Origin of the sequence: Oribacterium sp. HCP28S3_H8, assembly GCF_052064775.1 — a bacterium.
Classification (GTDB): Bacteria; Bacillota; Clostridia; order Lachnospirales; family Lachnospiraceae; genus Oribacterium.
Window position 1 is genome coordinate 1 of the sequence record NZ_JBQHUZ010000018.1, and the last position, 14,791, is coordinate 14,791.

Genomic DNA, 14,791 nt, shown 5'->3' on the forward strand with positions numbered 1-14,791 from the left:
AACTGATGTGGGCTAAATGAATTTATCAAGGTACTAATTGTGTAGGCTCTGATTTTTAATCAGAGAATATCGGTTAAAACTAAATTTGCGCAAAAATATTGACGGTATCGAACGGTGGCGTGTCTCCATTCCGCCAGTTCATATGGGGTAGCAGGTAACGGGGCCAGCAATGGCAGTTCTTCGTCGCGGAAGATTTCATACCGGCTCCCCTCTTTTTTTGGAACGGGCGATGGCTGAAATCTTCCAGTTTCTGCCGAATCGCCTGGTTTAACTCACCGAGGGAAAAGAACTGAGAGTACATAAGTGGCTCTTCTTTGGAGAGACGGCATTCTTCAAGATACTCTGTCCAAAGGAGCTTCTTATTCACTCCGTTTCGAAGAAGCTCTTTGCGGACATGCTCAAAATCGGGCATCCGCTTTGAAGTGGCTGGCTTTGCTTTCACTTCAGGAAAAAGCAACTTGCCTAAGACTGGATCGCTAAGTTTAGGATCCAGAGGCCAGACAAGATTTTGCTCTTTGGCTGCCTTCAGCACCTTGTTGACAGTTGTCTTGGATGCATTGCAGCTAAGGGCAATGTTGGTTTGGCTGAGATTCAATCCGGCAAGCCGGATGATCTCACGATACTTGATCATAATGGTGACCTCCTTCGTAATGAATTTACGCTGCAAAGCGTATGAATTCATTATAAAGGGAATCGGTATCATCTGACCGGAATCACGGTATCCGAATCCCGGAACCGCGGTATCGCCGAAAACGGAACAGTGGTACTGTGGCGCCGGAACGGCGGTTCAGAATCGCCCGGAATACTCATTCCACTTTGGCTCCAGTTGGAGTGGAACTTTGAAATTCAATTCAGCCCTGTGTTACTGTGGAATCATGAAGGTAAGAAAGCGTCTGTAAAAATGAAATTGTGATATACTGGGAGCGGAAGCTCCCTGTGCCGCTCTGATAATCACACACATCTTCGTGGTGAGCAGCAGGCAACGATTTATGATTGGCGAAGATGTGAAAATAACTTGTCGCTTATTGCTTTATTTGGAACTTGGTTGAGTTGCTTGAAGTTAAAGTTCAAAACCGATGGATTTGTCAAAAACATTGAGATTGATGGAGGCGCTGTGATGAACAGTCTGATGGTAACTTATATGTGGGTTCAGATGGGATATCCTACGGGTGTATTTGGGGTTCGTAGCCAACACTTACATGAACAAAACAGCTAAGCGAAGAATAAAGCGTTAATAAACGAAACTACACCTAGAGGCCGTACCTCTGGACCCCGCTAATAGATTATTACAAGCAAGGATGTTTACATATATAGGAGAAGATTAATGGCAGATGATTTCAAATTTGGAACCTAACTTACGCCTGACATGATTTCAAAATTTAATGCTAGTATACAACCGCAAAGAATGATTACAGAAAATTTTGCAGCAGAACAGGACCGTATGATACGTCAGGCTCAAGAAGTGGGCGAGCAAGCATATCAGAATAGAAAACGGATGCAAGAAGCAATGGAGCGCACAGCACATAATACAGATGTGACTAATGAACGTTTAGAAAAGATGATTGACCAGCAATCGTCACATATCGAATTGCTGGAAAAAGAAAATGAAACATTGCAAAAACAATTGGAAACAGGTCAAAAACAGCTAGAAATACTACAGGATATTTTTGCTTCTGGCGAGGATGGAGTTCAGGTTGAAAAAGAACTGATGAACTTGATAAAGAAAGAGATAGACGAGACACACCCTCTTTGGGAATATGTTAAAGATAAGGGCGGAGATATTGCGGTGGCTGGTGCGACAGCTGGAATTCCTGTATTGTATGGTGCTTTTAAGGCATATCTTCTGTCTAAAGGAATTATGCTGCCATAAGATTGCTCCTATACCCAACACTGTGCTATACTTAAACAACTATAAAAGGAATGGGGTTATCACTATGCCCAGAACAAAAGGCAGCAAAAACCGCCCCAAAACTACCCATACTGACTACGCATCTCAGATTGCAGAGAAGCAGGAGGCTATTGCGTCTCTGAATACTGAAATCATCTCCATTACTGCCAACATTGATACTTTGAAGTTTGACTTGAAAGAGAAGAAGTCTGCTTTGAAGAAGGCCGAAGCCGAAGCAGTGCTTAAGAAACTGCTGGCAAGCGGCATGAGTGCGGATGAGATCCTTGAAAGACTGAAATCAACAAGAAAATCAAGAAAAAAATAAATGCCGTGTGGACAAACTGAACCCCAGAAGTTCACACGGTATTTTTTTGAAGGTCGCTGTGTAGTTTATAACGAAAATAAAAGAAATGGAGTGTGACATAAAATGAACTTATCTAAAATACACCACATCGCGATCATCGTATCCGACTACGAAGCCGCAAGGGAATTCTATGTGAACAAGTTGGGCTTTCCCATTATTAGAGAAAACTATCGCCCAGAGCGTAAAGATTGGAAGCTGGATCTGCGTGTTAACAAACACACAGAGCTGGAGATTTTTGCAGAAGAAAACCCGCCGAAGCGAGTGAACCGGCCGGAGGCCTGTGGGCTGCGTCACCTTGCATTTTGTGTGGAGAGCGTGGAGCAGACAGTGAATGAGTTGGCAGAGGTAGGAATTGAATGTGAGCCAATTCGTGTGGATGATTACACCAGCAAGAAGATGACTTTCTTCCATGACCCGGACGGACTGCCGTTGGAGCTGCATGAGTAAAATGAAGAAAACAAGAAAACCAGGCGGTGGCGTGTGTTCTTATTATTCAGGCTTTTCAGCTTTTTTCTTCTTCGGTGCAATTTTGTGTCCTCCTTATCTTCTTTCCGTATTCTAAGCAATTCTGCTATTACCGTTTTAGATGGACAAGGAAAAGAGTACTGAAAAGATCGATGGTGCGGTTGCTACTGTCATGGCTTTAGATCGTGCAATTCGACATGAAAGTGAAGAGAGTGTTTACGACAGCCGAGGACTGATTGTTCTGTAATCATTTGACTGCATTTGCATTTATTACGTGCTAATATGGAATTAGAAAAGGAGGTGTTTACTATGGCAAACACACTTGTACAATTCCGAGCAGACGAAACAGAGCGAGTCGAGGCTACAAGAATCTTAGATCAGCTTGGGCTGGATATGCCGTCCTATCTTAGAATGTGTGTCTCCAGACTGGTCAGGGATAAGGGGATCCCCTTTTTGCATGAGAATCGAGAAAACTCCAGAAAATAAAGGTGTCTCTGCTATGAAGCGGGCCAGCCGAATTGCGGAAGAAAACGGAATCTCTGATATGACGATGGATGAGATCAATGCCGAAATTGCAGATGCCAGAAAGTGAGGCGCCTGTGAAGTATTACGCAGTGATTGATGCAAATGTCCTGGTATCTGCGGCGCTTAAATGGCAATCGGTTCCGGGCAGCATCAACGAACTGTTTTCTCATGCGATTTCTATTTCTGAGGAGCATTTGGATGTTGATCTTCCAGATCCCAAAGACAGAGTATTCTATGAAGTTACGATGCAGGCAAGAAAGGATGAGGACGCGTATCTGGTAACGGGAAACATGAAACACTTTCCAACGAAGCCATATGTTGTAACTCCCAAGCAGATGCTCGATATTATCTTGAATGCATCAAACGATAACGAATAAATCTTTTACACCGGCACTAATCCAATCAGGATTGGTGCTTTTCTTATGCCTTTTTTACAATGAATAGACATCGAGCTAAATGTACAAGATATTTGTCAAGCAAAAGATGAAAACAAAGCTGATAAAAACGATAAAAATGTATTGATTATGCTTTTCTGTTGACAAAAACGCGCGAGATGATATGATGAAATAGAAAGGGAGGGGTTTCAATGAAACATAACATCGTGCGAATCAATAAAATTGTGCTGAGCAATTTTAAGAATGTGAAAAAGGGCATTGTTGAGATGCCTGCATACAGTGGAAAAGAACTGTTTTCAGAAAAGGCGGATGTTTTAGGTCTGTATGGGCAGAACGGATCAGGAAAAACATCTGTTGTTGAGGCTCTTCGCTTTGTGAAAATGCTTTTGAGCGGAGAAGAACTTCCTGCTGATACAAAAGAGTACATTGCTCAAGGCGAAGAAGAGTGCGAAATTGACGTGAGCTTTTCTGTAGCGGAGGAAGTACAAAAAGAAACTGTGAACTACAGTGTGGCTTTAAAAAAAGATGCGGATGGATTTGTGATTTCACATGAACGCATGACAGTTGTTCCGAGAAAAGAGAACATCCGTGCTGTTGAATCCACCTTAATTGATTATCAGTATGATAATGAGGATGTTACGTTTGCACCAGAGTATCGTTATAAGAAGCTGGTTGCAAATGATAAGAAAGTGCGAGTTGCCCTAAATGTTGCACAGGCAATCTCTATCAAATCCCATCAGTCTTTTATTTTCGGAGAAGAGGGATACCGGGTATTTTCTCAGAGCAAGGAAGATGTAATGGGAAAATATAGTGGCCTATTTGCAATATTACAAAAGTATGCTCTGGTGAATTTGTTCGTAATCAACAATGAACACTCTGGCCCAATCAGTATGAATCTGGTACTGCCTGTTGCATTTTATCTGAGAGATGGAGAGCATATTACAACGGGAGATTTGCTCATACGGATTGATGAACCATCCGTTGTGACCCAAAGACAGTTTCGGCTTGCGCTGACAATTATTGATGGTATGAACATTGTACTGAAAAATGTTATCCCAGGCATGGAAGTAGAGGTTCATAACTTCGGAGAGCAGCTGTTGGACAATGGAGATACTGGGTATAAAATTGAATTATTGTCTAAACGCGGAGATATTTCCATTCCGCTTAAATATGAATCAGAGGGTATCGTAAAAATTGTTTCTTTCTTAAATGTTCTGATTTGCGTTTATAACAATCCATCTATGTGTCTGGTAATCGATGAATTGGATTCCGGGGTGTTTGAGTATCTTCTCGGAGAATTACTAGCGGTTTTTTCTGACGGAGGAAAAGGACAACTGATTTTTACCTCACACAATCTGAGAGCATTGGAAATGCTTGGAAAGAAGAGTATTCTGTTCTCAACAACAAATCCTTGTAACCGATATATCCGCCTGCAGAATGTACAGACAAATAATAATCTTCGTGACCTGTATTTGCGTAGCCTGACGCTGGGGGGCCAGAAAGAAGAAATGTATGAAGAAACGGATAGTGTGGCGATTGGTCGCGCCTTCCGTCGTGCAGGAAAGGCGGTGGAAGCTCATGTCGAAAGCTAAGAAAGTTATCTTCGTTATTGTGGAAGGCCCGACCGACGAGTATGCGCTTAGTTCTGTGCTAAAACAAATTTTTTCATCTGCAGAAGTTCATTTCCATGTGATTCATGGAGATATTACAACGGAAGATGCGATTACTGCAAATAATGCGAAAAGTTATGTAGCAAAGCGAATTGCAGCGGAGATGAAAAAGTACGCATATAAAGAAAGCGATATTTTGCAGATTGTTCATTTGATAGATACGGATGGGGCATTTATTCCTGATAATTTGGTAAAGGCCAGAAAGGAAAAAGGCGTTCAGTATTTTGAGGATCACATTGAAACGGGCGAGGTCAAGTATATTCAGGAACGGAATCAAAAGAAAAGCAGTGTAGTGGCTTCTTTGTGCTCCACTGGAAAAATGAAGTCGAGTATCCCTTATTCAATTTACTATTTCTCAAGAAATATGGAACACGTTCTGCATAATGTGGAAACTGAACTGACTGACGATCAAAAAGTAGCCTTGGCCGATGCTTTTGCAGACAGGTATGAAGAGAACCCAATGGATTTCGTTGCCTTCATAGAGTCTGAAGAAGTGGCTGTTCCCGGAGGCTATACACAGACATGGACGTTTATTCGAGAGGGAACTAATTCACTGAATCGCCATAGCAATCTTCGGATTCTTTTTGAACAGGAAAATTTGAAAGGCACAGATTAAAAATGGCATCGTTATAAAGACAGATCGAACTGGCAGGCGCTGTGTAAGAGGTGCCACGACAGGAAGACTGGACGAGAGGATCACAATCCGACGTATCGGTACTGAGGGGAAAGTTAAGTCAATGCACTCATTATACGATGTGTGCGAGAACCCAAGTTCGAAGGACACGATCGTCTGCTTTTCCTGATGCAATTTTCAGGATTAGCTGGATCAGATCTTCGTCTTGATATGGAAGCTCAATACCATTGATATCCAACATCACAAGCATGGCGTGTGTACCGATACGTTTGTTGCCATCAACAAAAGGGTGATTTGTAATCAGTCCGTATCCAAGGCGGACGGCTTTGTCAGCATATTCATTTCGCAAGTTCCTCATAAACGTGTTTGTTTCGTTTTAATAGCTTTGCTGAGGAAGCAAGCACATCTGCATCAGATGCAGCCTTTACAGAATCATCTTGTGGTACATAGTGGACAGTTAGAAAAACTTTGTTGTTTTTCAGAATCGTGACGTCACCATATTCCATTGCCATACGGGCAACCTTGGAGAAGTTCTGATTAGCTTCTGTCATCGAAACAGTTTTATCAGTGTCAATAATCATAATGAGTACCTCCTTGATATTTTGATTATAGATAAATTCTAGGATAAATTCAATGGATTGTTTAAAAGCTTAAAAGAAAAACGAGGCGAATAACGAGGCTGATGGGGTCAGTCCTGATGGAATAAAAACAGCATCAGTCAGGCTAGAAAGGCAATCTTCAGCAAAGAGTCTTAACAGAAGCTGCTGAAATCAGAAGCTCGAAATCACCTACACCAGATCGCCGAAGAAGAATCGGAGCAGGACGTTAACAATCTGATGAAGTCTATCAGAGATGAGGATTGAGGATGAAGGTATTTATTGACAGTAACGTCCTGTTCTCAGCCGCACTTTTTCCCGGAAGCACACCTGCAAGAGCTCTTTACAAGGCACTAACAGATCTCCGAATTGTTTCTCCGGGAGAGTTTCTGAAATAAGGTAATTCGATTCGTTCTGACAAATGCAATCAAAGTGATCGTGAAACGATATACAATATGTTATTATCTCTCGTAGAAGGAATGTAAGGAGGTTGATCGTATGGCAACAAGAACAGCGAATGTCATTGCAAGGGTAGAACCTGATGTCAAAGAAAAGGCAGAAAATATCTTAAAAGGTATGGGTATCCCATCCTCTGTAGCGATCAACATGTTCTACAGACAGATCATTACGGACAATGGCCTTCCGTTTCAACCATCAAAGAATGTGCAGGCTCCGAAGGCACTGAGCGAGATGTCACGTGAAGAGTTCAACGCAAGAATGGCAGAAGGCCTTCGTCAGGCGGATCATGGAGAAGTTTCATCTGTAGAGGATGTTCGCAAGAGGATTATGGGGGAGTTGCATGGGCTCCTATAAGGTTAATATTACAAAGCATGCAGGAAATCATATGCTGATGGCTGGTAAAGAAAACTGTGAAATGATAGAATAAGTAAGGTGCTACCAGAACGGTAGGCGGTTAGCCCTCTACGGAGGGACTGTGACCCTCCGAGTACATAGAGATCCGGAAACGGAAATCCAAGGAAAGGAGGGCTGTACCATGAATATCATCGATTTGATTATGGTGTTGGGCTTTGGCCTGACATGCTTCTCAATCGGATATATGATTGGAAAGGATATCAATGATAAGACACAGAAATAGCCGCCCTGTCCTGAGAAAACAAGCGGCTATTCTGTAATAGTTAAATGTTTATCGGGCTAACCGTCTATCGGTAGCACTATTTTTTGCAACTTAACTATAGCATTTTCAGGGATGGATGTCAAAGCTTGAGGGAGGAAATCAGATGAAAACTATTCTATATGTCTGTGTCGGAGTGATCTGCCTTATTGTAGGATATCTGGTCGGACGGCATAAGAAGTAACTTTAAAACTATAGGTTGAATAGAAGTAAGAGCATCTTCGGATGCTCTTTTTCATGCTCACAAAACTTTATTCATACAGAATTTTCATCATGACATCGCGAAGTGCTTTCGTGGCCTTAGAGTGATAGCGGCCTGGTGGGAGTGCGACAGCGAGCTGAATCGAGGCTCGATCCTCGCCGAGCGAAAAGAATCTGGCGCTCCGAAAATAATGACGTGAGCTGTAATATGTGAAGGCCAGACCCTGACCGGAGGCCCCGAGGCCGGCGGCCATCAGTGCGGAGAGAGACTCGTTGCATGTAATCGGTTGCAATCCATTTCGGCTGAATATGCGTCGCGCTTCCCGCCCCAGAATCGTATTATAGTCACTTAATAAAAATTCATACTGTGCCGCATCTTTAATATCGACATACTGCGGTATATGCGATTGTGAGTTAGAAGAATCGTATGTGTGTGCATAATGTATGATCGGATGATTTTCGCTGGCAATCAGACAGATTTCATCATTCATTACGAAATCGGCCTGGATTCTGGTATCAGACACTGGAAGGACGAGCAGCGCGATGTCAATGTCTCCGCTTATAAGCAGTCGTTCCAGTGCCATGGAGTTTCGCTCTACGATCTGCACCTTTATACCCGGATGATCCAGTTTGAAGGCATTCAGCACGGGTGGAAGCAGGTAAGAGCCGCGAAACTCACTGATGCCCAGAATGACTTTACCGCTCTGTAAATTCTTGAGATCCTGGATTTCATCTTTTGCGCGATGGTACTCAGAGAGTGTGGAGTAGGCATACTTCAGCATGATGTCTCCAGCCTCTGTCAAGCGGATACCTTTATTCGTACGGATAAACAGCTTGGTATCCAGATTGCTTTCCAGGGTCTGCAGGTACTGGCTCAGACTAGACTGTGCCATGTAGAGACGTTCTGCGGCTTTTGAAATGCTTTTTTCCTCTGCAATCGCAATAAGATAATTCAGTTCCTTGATTTCCATACAAATATTCTCCCATTTTATCGTTGATTTCGCATCCGTGCGGATCTGAATGTCTGATATCAGAAAAAAGGTCTGCTTCAGCAGTGGAGGACGGCAACATTGCCCATAGGAATCTGCGCTGAAAATAGAAATCCTTTGCCTCTCTGCCATCGGTTATACCGATGACAAGTATAAAACATTTCCTGTTTTTGCGCTATCAAAAAGTGAATATACTAAAGAGGCTTAAGCAAATTCAACCATGAACGAGGAAAAAGAAATGGGAAAAGTTTCTATGAAGGGTGTGTGCGATATGCATGTACACACGAATCCGGACTTGAGATTGAGAGCGTATGATGATTTCGAGCTGGCTGATGCAGCCGTCCGTGTAGGCGCGAAGGCAATCGTCATAAAATCTCATCTCGGCTTTACAGTGAATCGTGCTTACCTCACGAACCAGTATGTAAAGCGCATGTATGGTGAAAACACCGGTTTTACGATGTATGGCGGCGTCGTGATGAATAAGGTCGTCGGAGGCATTAATCCAGAGGCAGTGGAGAAGGGATTAAAGCTGGGGGCGAAGGAAATCTGGCTGCCGACGCAGTCTGCGAAGCGTCACCTGGAAAGAATGGGACAGGATCCGGCAAATGGAATCGAACTTGTAAGGGACGGAAAAGTTGTTCCGGAACTGCTCGATGTATTTAAGCTGATCAAGGATTACGACGTCGTGCTGGGGACGGCCCATGTATCTCCGGAGGAGGCGTTTGTGGTCGTGGAAGCTGCGAGAGATGCCGGTGTAAAGAAAATCGTCATCACCCATCCGGAGTGGTGGGTCGTAGATATGAGCTTCGAAGATCAGATCCGTCTCGTGAAGGATTATGACGTCATTCTGGAGCGCTGCTATGCACAGAACATGGGCGGTGGAAAGTACAAGAGCAATCTTCAGGAAAATCTGGAGATCATTAAGGCGGTAGGCTACGAACATGTCATGGTGGATACGGACGGTGGGCAGACCGAGAATCCACATTGGGAACTGGCGCTGGAAGAGTACATGCAGTATCTCGTGGATCATGGTATCCCGGAGGAACAGGTCTATCACATGACGAGAACGATTCCATATCGGCTGCTCGGTATCGAATAACAGGAGGTCAGGAGTATGTTAAGTGCAGCAATTATTTTTGCTATTGCATTAGCGATCTTTTTAGGGTACAAAACAAAACTCAACACAGGTCTTTTTTGTATTATCTTTGCGTATGTCATCGGATGTTTCGTTATGGGCATGAAGCCGAAGCAGGTGATTGGTTTCTGGCCGACCAGCACCATGTTCGTCATTCTTTCTGTGTCTCTTTTTTACAATGTTGCCGCCATCAACGGAACGCTGGAAAAGATGTCCGGTGCCCTGCTTTACTCGTGTCGTAAAATACCGGGACTTCTTCCGTTTGCGCTGTTTGCGGTAGCGGTCATTCTGTCTGTGATGGGTGCTACTTTTTTTACCGTATTAGCTTTTCTTGCTCCGATCACACTGGTCATTTGCGATGAATCGAGAATGGATAAGCTTACAGGTGCGGTTGCGATTAACTGCGGAGCTTTAGCCGGTGGTAACTTTCCAACTTCAAATCTCGGCGTCGTTTTCAGAGGACTTGCGGACAGTGCATTTGAAGCTACACCGGAGGTTCCGGCCATCGATACATTTGCTATGGAGATGAAGATTTTTATCTTTGCGGTTATCTTTTCACTTATTCTGATCACTGTTTTTCGTTTCGGCTTTAAAGAGAATCGAAACATCGGAAAGGGCGTTACCTTTAAAAAGCCTGACGCATTCACCGGGGAGCAGAAGACGACCCTGATGCTGATGATCGTCATGATGGTGGTTGTTCTGATCTTCCCACTACTGCAAGTATTGATGCCGGGAAATGATGCAATCAAGTATATCAGTGGTAAGGTGGATGTCGGTTTGGTAGCAATCATTTTTGCTGTAATTGCACTTTATCTGAAACTGGCACCTCAGAAAGAAGCCATCGCAAGAATTCCATGGAATACCATCGTGATGATCGCAGGAGCTGGTATGCTGATTGCGGTTGCAGTTGAGGCAGGCACGATTGATGCATTGTCTACATGGATCGGTTCAAATGTTCCGAAGCCACTCGTACCAATCGCATTTAGTATTGTGGGTGCGTTTATGAGTTTCTTCAGTTCTACAACTGGTGTGGTAGCGCCGGCACTTTTCCCGCTTATTCCATCTTTGGCTGCTTCTACAGGCTTGAGTTCCGCAACTCTGTTTGCATGTACCGTCATCGGTGCACAGTCCAGCGCCATCAGCCCATTCTCTTCAGGTGGATCGCTGATTTTAGGCTCAACCCCGAAGGAGGACGACCGTAATGAACTGTTTAATCGACTTCTTATGGTTGCCGTTCCAATCAGCATCATAGCCGGAGCGCTGTATAATTTTATCATCGCTATCGTTCTTTGATAGAACCGGAAAATTTAAGAAGTTAACGATAATCAATCCCCCTTTCGTTGACCATAACAGAAATCCCGTTGTATTGCCAGTCGGCAAAGCAACGGGATTTCTGTTACTAGGGACGCAGTAGTGGTTGAAGCAAGAATCCCACAACTTTAGTCGTGTGGAGTGTCAATGAGCGATCAATCGTTGAGTAGTTTATCCAGATCTCTCTTGGAATACAGAACGCGGCGTACCTCCATGGTATCATCGATGACAACATAGAAAACGGAAAAGTTTCTGACGTTGATTCTGTAATATGGGTGTGGTCTCATCTTTACGGAACGATATGGAGCAAATGACAACGGCGCTTCCAGGCGTTTGTTTATTGCAGATTCGATATCGTCAACCAGACGATCCGCGGCACTAGGGTTCTGAAGATCGGTTGAGATGTAATCCACGATCTCATTCAGATCTTTCTCAAAAAGGGGAAGAAACGACAGCTTATACTTTTTCACGGATGTGACTCCTTACTCTGGTGAAGACTTCATCTGCAGAGTATCGTTTGTCCGATTTCGCTGCTATTGCATCGGCTTCATCGAGCTTGCGTTCTGTGTCGTCAGTGAGGGCGGAGTACTGTTCGATACTTAAAAGAACCATGGTGCCATAGCCGTTCTTCGTAAGAAAGACAGGTTCATTTGATTCCATGACAGTTTTTTCAAGCTCCGGGAACTTGTTTCTGAGGTCGGAGACAGGGCGAATGTTGATCATAGTGATCCCTCCTTTGCTATCATAATAATATCATAAATATATCAGATTACAAGAAGTAAGAGGGGACGAAGGTCTATACGCCGTCTGCGGCAAAGGCTGGTATAAGTAGTTTCGCCTGTAGAGGATGTTCGCAAGAGGATTATGGGGAGTTGCATGGACTCCTATAAGGTTAATATTACAAAACAAGCAGAAGAATCCATGCGTGATATTGCCTTATATATTGCCCGGAATCTTATGAATGTATCGGCGGCAGTGGAACATGTAGACGCAATGCAAACTTCATCAGATCCTTCCCGGATTGTGTTCCTGAAGAGATTGACTCTGTTGCTACGCGGATCTTTTTGATATAATAATACATATATTTCACTGAACGTATAAAGACTTAGACGTTCCTTGTGATACATGAGCGTCGACAGGAACTTCGATCAACACGCCGTGATACAAAATTATATAAGAAAGAGGAGCTTGCATTCATTATGACTGAATTTGAAAAAAAGAGAAATGCTGTACTGCAGGAAACTGTAATAAAGGGACTTAAGTCCAGAAATATGACAGGTTATTACGCAGAGGATAAAGAAGCAGCACTTAAATTAGCTTTATCCTTGATCCCGGAGGGAAGTCAGATTGCCATGGGCGGATGCACCAGTGCAGTGGAAATCGGCCTGATCGATGCGCTGAAAACCGGTCCGTATCATTACATTGACCGGGCAACCATGGGCGCGCGGGAAGGATTGCTTGCGGCGTATGATTCGGACATTTTCCTTTCCAGCGTCAATGCCATGACGGATGACGGTATCCTCGTGAATATTGATGGCAATGCCAACCGCGTTTCCTGTATCGCACAGGGACCTCGCAAGGTACTTTTTATCGTTGGCATGAATAAAATCTGCAGTGACCTTGACAGTGCCATGAAGCGCGCAAGAAATATTGCAGCACCGCTTAATACGCAGAGATTTGATATCAATACCCCCTGTAGAAAAACCGGTAAATGCTATGATTGCAAGTCCGCAGACACGATTTGCTGCCAGTTCCTGATTACCCGGTTCTCACGGCATGCAGGCAGAATCTCTGTGATCCTGGTAAATGACGACCTTGGATTCTGAGACAGCATTTAAGATTTTATACCACCGGCAGAAATAACCGGTGGTATTTTTAATACGCCAGGCGGGCGCACGTTTTATAGGGCGAAAGTCCTGATCCCCGCTCGGCAGTGGGAAGGGGATAGAAAAAATTTTGGAGAGTATTTTATTGTTTCGGCGTTGGAGAACACTAGCTTTACAATAAAGTTAAATGAAAAGTGTAATTAGCTGCTTTAATAAAGAGGGAGGACCGAGATGGAAGTTTATATTCCACAAAACATTGCACAAGCGGGAAAAGATTATTTGACGCAGAAAGGCTATGCTATTCGTATTGGTACGGACAGCGATGAAGAAACGATGCTTCGTGAAATTGGGCACGCGGACGCTTTGCTGGTGCGTACTGCTAAAATTACAGCCAAGCTAATGGCAGCAGACTCAAATCTAAAAGTGATTGGGCGGCATGGAGTCGGAACAGACAATATAGATTTGGATTACTGCAGAACACATGGGATTCGGGTGACTAATGGTCCATTATCTAACACAGAATCTGTTGCGGAACATACAGTGGCTTTTATTCTTGCTCTTGCTTATCACGTACTGACCTGTGATGACGAGGTGAGAAAGGGCAACTGGGATTACCGCAGCCATGTAAATCATGTGGAATTGTATGGGAAAACAGTGGGTATAGTTGGCTATGGTCGGATTGGTTCTAGTGTGGGGAAGATGCTGCATGACGCTTTCGATATGAAAGTGATTGGATATAGTAGACATATAACCCAAGACAGTGTTCCCAATTATGTGGAGGCAACAAGAGATTTAACCTATCTTTTGCAGAACAGTGACTTTGTCTCCCTTCATGTACCTGGTGGAAAACATACGGAAAATCTGATTGGCAGGAAGGAACTCTCCCTTATGAAACCTAGTGCTTTTCTCATTAACTGCGACAGAGGGTCTGTTGTAGATGAGAGGGCGCTTCATGATACACTAGCAGCAAGAAATATTGCAGGAGCAGCGCTAGACTGCCTTAAGGATGAGCCAGATCCATCACCATTATTATATGATCTTCCAAATATTATTTTTAGCCCACACTGCAGTGCTCATACGAAGGAGAGCTTTGATAGAATGGCAATACATGCTGCGCAAGGCATTGATGATGTCCTGTCTGGTCGTAGGCCTGAGTGGGCAGTCGTTTGATTGAAGAAGCGACGATTGACGGAGAAACCAGATTTGGTTGAAAAGTTATTTTGTATAGAACTCTTATCTAAGGTTTTATAGATATTTAAAATCGCTCCTTGACATGTAAAAGGTGAAGGGTCATGGCTTCTTCGGCTTCAGATGGATGATGGTTTTTCAACGCTTGAAAGATGCGGCGATGTATTTTTATCGTGGTGTCTTTCAGGCGTACTTGTGTCACATGCTCCTGTAATAGTATTCCCTGGTTGATTGCAGGGAAAAAGCTGTGTATGACGAGATTATGAGAACAACCGGCAATATAATTATGAAATGTAATGTCATGCTGAAAATAGCTATCTCCCTTTTGAGCTGCAGTTTCCAAATGATTACATATTTCTTCTCTCAATTGTAATCCGAGATTCCATACCCACTATCTCGGATGAGTATTACAAGTTAATAATTATAGGCGTAAGAGAGGGGTATGGATTCTCTCTTACAAACATGCGAGACC

At 43.6% G+C, this 14,791-nt stretch carries 20 protein-coding genes and 2 pseudogenes; 15 read left to right on the forward strand and 7 right to left on the reverse strand.

Annotated features, from left to right (window positions below; all coding sequences use genetic code 11):
• Positions 1–79 precede the first annotated feature (79 nt).
• Positions 80–631 (reverse strand): hypothetical protein, encoded by a 552-nt coding sequence (locus ACTNEN_RS12950; protein WP_441206896.1) that lies wholly within the window; start codon positions 629–631, stop codon positions 80–82.
• A gap of 774 nt (positions 632–1,405) precedes the next feature.
• On the opposite strand from ACTNEN_RS12950, the gene ACTNEN_RS12955 reads away from it, so the two are divergent.
• The 8 genes and pseudogenes from ACTNEN_RS12955 to ACTNEN_RS12990 all read left to right on the forward strand — a co-directional run.
• A complete protein-coding gene (locus tag ACTNEN_RS12955; protein ID WP_441206897.1) occupies positions 1,406–1,870 on the forward strand; it encodes a hypothetical protein in 465 nt (154 codons plus the stop codon).
• 64 nt (positions 1,871–1,934) lie between these two features.
• A complete protein-coding gene (locus ACTNEN_RS12960) occupies positions 1,935–2,213 on the forward strand; it encodes a hypothetical protein (protein WP_441206898.1) in 279 nt (92 codons plus the stop codon).
• A gap of 102 nt (positions 2,214–2,315) precedes the next feature.
• Positions 2,316–2,699, forward strand: coding sequence for an SMU1112c/YaeR family gloxylase I-like metalloprotein (gene gloA2 / locus ACTNEN_RS12965; RefSeq protein WP_441206899.1), 384 nt, complete (start codon positions 2,316–2,318; stop codon positions 2,697–2,699).
• Between the two features lie 327 nt (positions 2,700–3,026).
• Positions 3,027–3,203 carry a type II toxin-antitoxin system RelB/DinJ family antitoxin gene (locus ACTNEN_RS12970; RefSeq protein ID WP_441206900.1) on the forward strand — a complete coding sequence of 59 codons (177 nt, stop codon included), beginning with the start codon at positions 3,027–3,029 and terminating at the stop codon, positions 3,201–3,203.
• 113 nt (positions 3,204–3,316) lie between these two features.
• Complete coding sequence (locus tag ACTNEN_RS12975; RefSeq protein ID WP_441206901.1) at positions 3,317–3,619, forward strand: hypothetical protein; 303 nt, start codon at positions 3,317–3,319, stop codon at positions 3,617–3,619.
• A gap of 209 nt (positions 3,620–3,828) precedes the next feature.
• Positions 3,829–5,229: an AAA family ATPase gene (locus ACTNEN_RS12980; protein ID WP_441206902.1), complete on the forward strand. Its 1,401-nt coding sequence runs from the start codon at positions 3,829–3,831 to the stop codon at positions 5,227–5,229.
• The gene (locus tag ACTNEN_RS12985) at positions 5,216–5,923 is read left to right on the forward strand and encodes a hypothetical protein (protein WP_441206903.1); all 708 of its coding nucleotides are present in this window, start codon (positions 5,216–5,218) and stop codon (positions 5,921–5,923) included. Before ACTNEN_RS12980 ends, ACTNEN_RS12985 begins: the two co-directional genes overlap by 14 nt.
• A gap of 15 nt (positions 5,924–5,938) precedes the next feature.
• A pseudogene (locus ACTNEN_RS12990) lies at positions 5,939–6,028 on the forward strand (HNH endonuclease); the annotation flags it as partial.
• A gap of 25 nt (positions 6,029–6,053) precedes the next feature.
• On the opposite strand, the gene ACTNEN_RS12995 reads toward ACTNEN_RS12990, so the two are convergent.
• Complete coding sequence (locus ACTNEN_RS12995) at positions 6,054–6,290, reverse strand: type II toxin-antitoxin system death-on-curing family toxin (RefSeq protein ID WP_441206904.1); 237 nt, start codon at positions 6,288–6,290, stop codon at positions 6,054–6,056.
• A complete protein-coding gene (locus ACTNEN_RS13000) occupies positions 6,280–6,522 on the reverse strand; it encodes a type II toxin-antitoxin system Phd/YefM family antitoxin (protein WP_441206905.1) in 243 nt (80 codons plus the stop codon). The genes ACTNEN_RS12995 and ACTNEN_RS13000 overlap by 11 nt, the downstream gene beginning before the upstream one ends.
• Positions 6,523–6,611: 89 nt before the next feature.
• On the opposite strand from ACTNEN_RS13000, the pseudogene ACTNEN_RS13005 reads away from it, so the two are divergent.
• From ACTNEN_RS13005 to ACTNEN_RS13015, 3 genes and pseudogenes are all read left to right on the forward strand, one after another.
• A pseudogene (locus ACTNEN_RS13005) lies at positions 6,612–6,804 on the forward strand (hypothetical protein); the annotation flags it as partial.
• Positions 6,805–6,806: 2 nt separating this feature from the next.
• Positions 6,807–6,935: a hypothetical protein gene (locus ACTNEN_RS13010; RefSeq protein WP_441206906.1), complete on the forward strand. Its 129-nt coding sequence runs from the start codon at positions 6,807–6,809 to the stop codon at positions 6,933–6,935.
• A gap of 100 nt (positions 6,936–7,035) precedes the next feature.
• A complete protein-coding gene (locus ACTNEN_RS13015) occupies positions 7,036–7,350 on the forward strand; it encodes a type II toxin-antitoxin system RelB/DinJ family antitoxin (protein ID WP_441206907.1) in 315 nt (104 codons plus the stop codon).
• Between the two features lie 570 nt (positions 7,351–7,920).
• Here the strand turns inward: ACTNEN_RS13015 and ACTNEN_RS13020 are convergent.
• Entirely contained in the window at positions 7,921–8,841 is a 921-nt protein-coding gene (locus tag ACTNEN_RS13020; RefSeq protein WP_441206908.1) for a LysR family transcriptional regulator, read from the reverse strand.
• A gap of 256 nt (positions 8,842–9,097) precedes the next feature.
• Here ACTNEN_RS13020 and ACTNEN_RS13025 point away from each other — a divergent pair, with 256 nt between their 5' ends.
• Positions 9,098–9,958 (forward strand): DUF6282 family protein, encoded by an 861-nt coding sequence (locus ACTNEN_RS13025; protein ID WP_441206909.1) that lies wholly within the window; start codon positions 9,098–9,100, stop codon positions 9,956–9,958.
• A 15-nt stretch (positions 9,959–9,973) separates the two neighbouring features.
• Positions 9,974–11,287 carry an SLC13 family permease gene (locus tag ACTNEN_RS13030; protein WP_441206910.1) on the forward strand — a complete coding sequence of 438 codons (1,314 nt, stop codon included), beginning with the start codon at positions 9,974–9,976 and terminating at the stop codon, positions 11,285–11,287.
• A gap of 173 nt (positions 11,288–11,460) precedes the next feature.
• On the opposite strand, the gene ACTNEN_RS13035 is transcribed toward ACTNEN_RS13030, so the two are convergent.
• Together ACTNEN_RS13035 and ACTNEN_RS13040 are read right to left on the reverse strand one after the other, a co-directional pair.
• The gene (locus tag ACTNEN_RS13035) at positions 11,461–11,775 is read right to left on the reverse strand and encodes a type II toxin-antitoxin system RelE/ParE family toxin (protein ID WP_441206911.1); all 315 of its coding nucleotides are present in this window, start codon (positions 11,773–11,775) and stop codon (positions 11,461–11,463) included.
• Positions 11,762–12,028, reverse strand: a complete 267-nt coding sequence (locus tag ACTNEN_RS13040; protein ID WP_441206912.1) for a type II toxin-antitoxin system Phd/YefM family antitoxin — start codon at positions 12,026–12,028, stop codon at positions 11,762–11,764. The genes ACTNEN_RS13035 and ACTNEN_RS13040 overlap by 14 nt, the downstream gene beginning before the upstream one ends.
• A gap of 476 nt (positions 12,029–12,504) precedes the next feature.
• On the opposite strand from ACTNEN_RS13040, the gene ACTNEN_RS13045 reads away from it, so the two are divergent.
• Positions 12,505–13,131 (forward strand): lactate utilization protein, encoded by a 627-nt coding sequence (locus tag ACTNEN_RS13045; protein WP_441206913.1) that lies wholly within the window; start codon positions 12,505–12,507, stop codon positions 13,129–13,131.
• A 231-nt stretch (positions 13,132–13,362) separates the two neighbouring features.
• Positions 13,363–14,301, forward strand: coding sequence for a hydroxyacid dehydrogenase (locus tag ACTNEN_RS13050; protein ID WP_441206914.1), 939 nt, complete (start codon positions 13,363–13,365; stop codon positions 14,299–14,301).
• 85 nt (positions 14,302–14,386) lie between these two features.
• Here the strand turns inward: ACTNEN_RS13050 and ACTNEN_RS13055 are convergent, their stop codons facing one another.
• Entirely contained in the window at positions 14,387–14,686 is a 300-nt protein-coding gene (locus tag ACTNEN_RS13055) for a FadR/GntR family transcriptional regulator (protein ID WP_441206915.1), read from the reverse strand.
• Between the last annotated feature and the right edge of the window lie 105 nt (positions 14,687–14,791).